Annotated in this window: 2 rRNA genes (1 of these 2 running past the window's edge); both read left to right on the top strand. The window is 52.2% G+C overall.

From position 1 onward, the window contains the following. Nucleotides 1–2,621: ribosomal RNA gene (locus ACNFIC_RS23815) — 23S ribosomal RNA — on the top strand (it extends 272 nt beyond the left edge of the window). A gap of 130 nt (nucleotides 2,622–2,751) precedes the next feature. Next, nucleotides 2,752–2,856, top strand: a 5S ribosomal RNA gene (gene rrf, locus ACNFIC_RS23820); the annotation flags it as partial.

Genomic DNA, 2,856 nt, shown 5'->3' on the forward strand with positions numbered 1-2,856 from the left:
AGCTGGTTTGAGATTAGTGGAACGCTCTGGAAAGTGCGGCCATAGTGGGTGATAGCCCCGTACACGAAAATCTCTTGCCAGTGAAATCGAGTAGGACGGAGCACGAGAAACTTTGTCTGAACATGGGGGGACCATCCTCCAAGGCTAAATACTACTGACTGACCGATAGTGAACCAGTACCGTGAGGGAAAGGCGAAAAGAACCCCGGAGAGGGGAGTGAAATAGAACCTGAAACCGTATGCGTACAAGCAGTGGGAGCCTACTTTGTTAGGTGACTGCGTACCTTTTGTATAATGGGTCAGCGACTTATATTCAGTGGCGAGCTTAACCGAATAGGGGAGGCGTAGCGAAAGCGAGTCTTAATAGGGCGCTTTAGTCGCTGGGTATAGACCCGAAACCGGGCGATCTATCCATGGGCAGGTTGAAGGTTAGGTAACACTGACTGGAGGACCGAACCGACTACCGTTGAAAAGTTAGCGGATGACCTGTGGATCGGAGTGAAAGGCTAATCAAGCTCGGAGATAGCTGGTTCTCCTCGAAAGCTATTTAGGTAGCGCCTCATGTATCACTGTAGGGGGTAGAGCACTGTTTCGGCTAGGGGGTCATCCCGACTTACCAAACCGATGCAAACTCCGAATACCTACAAGTGCCGAGCATGGGAGACACACGGCGGGTGCTAACGTCCGTCGTGAAAAGGGAAACAACCCAGACCGTCAGCTAAGGTCCCAAAGTCATGGTTAAGTGGGAAACGATGTGGGAAGGCTTAGACAGCTAGGAGGTTGGCTTAGAAGCAGCCATCCTTTAAAGAAAGCGTAATAGCTCACTAGTCGAGTCGGCCTGCGCGGAAGATGTAACGGGGCTCAAACCATGCACCGAAGCTACGGGTGTCATCTTTGATGACGCGGTAGAGGAGCGTTCTGTAAGCCTGTGAAGGTGAGTTGAGAAGCTTGCTGGAGGTATCAGAAGTGCGAATGCTGACATGAGTAACGACAATGCGAGTGAAAAACTCGCACGCCGAAAGACCAAGGTTTCCTGCGCAACGTTAATCGACGCAGGGTTAGTCGGTCCCTAAGGCGAGGCTGAAAAGCGTAGTCGATGGAAAACAGGTTAATATTCCTGTACTTCCAGTTATTGCGATGGAGGGACGGAGAAGGCTAGGCCAGCTTGGCGTTGGTTGTCCAAGTTTAAGGTGGTAGGCTGAGATCTTAGGCAAATCCGGGATCTTAAGGCCGAGAGCTGATGACGAGTGCTCATTAGAGCGCGAAGTGGTTGATGCCATGCTTCCAAGAAAAGCTCCTAAGCTTCAGATAACTGGGAACCGTACCCCAAACCGACACAGGTGGTTAGGTAGAGAATACCAAGGCGCTTGAGAGAACTCGGGTGAAGGAACTAGGCAAAATGGCACCGTAACTTCGGGAGAAGGTGCGCCGGCGAGGGTGAAGGACTTGCTCCGTAAGCCCATGCCGGTCGAAGATACCAGGCCGCTGCGACTGTTTATTAAAAACACAGCACTCTGCAAACACGAAAGTGGACGTATAGGGTGTGACGCCTGCCCGGTGCCGGAAGGTTAATTGATGGGGTTAGCGCAAGCGAAGCTCTTGATCGAAGCCCCGGTAAACGGCGGCCGTAACTATAACGGTCCTAAGGTAGCGAAATTCCTTGTCGGGTAAGTTCCGACCTGCACGAATGGCGTAACGATGGCGGCGCTGTCTCCACCCGAGACTCAGTGAAATTGAAATCGCTGTGAAGATGCAGTGTATCCGCGGCTAGACGGAAAGACCCCGTGAACCTTTACTATAGCTTTGCACTGGACTTTGAGCTTGCTTGTGTAGGATAGGTGGGAGGCTTTGAAGTGGGGACGCCAGTTCTCATGGAGCCATCCTTGAAATACCACCCTGGCAACCTTGAGGTTCTAACTCAGGTCCGTTATCCGGATCGAGGACAGTGTATGGTGGGTAGTTTGACTGGGGCGGTCTCCTCCCAAAGAGTAACGGAGGAGTACGAAGGTGCGCTCAGACCGGTCGGAAATCGGTCGTAGAGTATAAAGGCAAAAGCGCGCTTGACTGCGAGACAAACACGTCGAGCAGGTACGAAAGTAGGTCTTAGTGATCCGGTGGTTCTGTATGGAAGGGCCATCGCTCAACGGATAAAAGGTACTCCGGGGATAACAGGCTGATACCGCCCAAGAGTTCATATCGACGGCGGTGTTTGGCACCTCGATGTCGGCTCATCACATCCTGGGGCTGAAGCCGGTCCCAAGGGTATGGCTGTTCGCCATTTAAAGTGGTACGCGAGCTGGGTTTAGAACGTCGTGAGACAGTTCGGTCCCTATCTGCCGTGGACGTTTGAGATTTGAGAGGGGCTGCTCCTAGTACGAGAGGACCGGAGTGGACGAACCTCTGGTGTTCCGGTTGTCACGCCAGTGGCATTGCCGGGTAGCTATGTTCGGAAGAGATAACCGCTGAAAGCATCTAAGCGGGAAACTTGCCTCAAGATGAGATCTCACTGGGATCTTGAATCCCCTAAAGGGCCGTCGAAGACTACGACGTTGATAGGTTGGGTGTGTAAGCGCTGTGAGGCGTTGAGCTAACCAATACTAATTGCCCGTGAGGCTTGACCATATAACACCCAAGCAATCTGCTGAGCAGATTGTGGTGGTGAAGACGAAAGACCCGAAAATTCGTAAGACCACAAAATCACATATCCGAATTGGCTTGGCGTGTTCATTGAACAGGCTGGGCAACCGAATTTCTTGACGACCATAGAGCATTGGAACCACCTGATCCCATCCCGAACTCAGTAGTGAAACGATGCATCGCCGATGGTAGTGTGGGGCTTCCCCATGTGAGAGTAGGT

It is taken from the genome of Pseudomonas sp. NY15463, assembly GCF_048068415.1.
Taxonomy (GTDB): domain Bacteria; phylum Pseudomonadota; class Gammaproteobacteria; order Pseudomonadales; family Pseudomonadaceae; genus Aquipseudomonas; species Aquipseudomonas mosselii_C.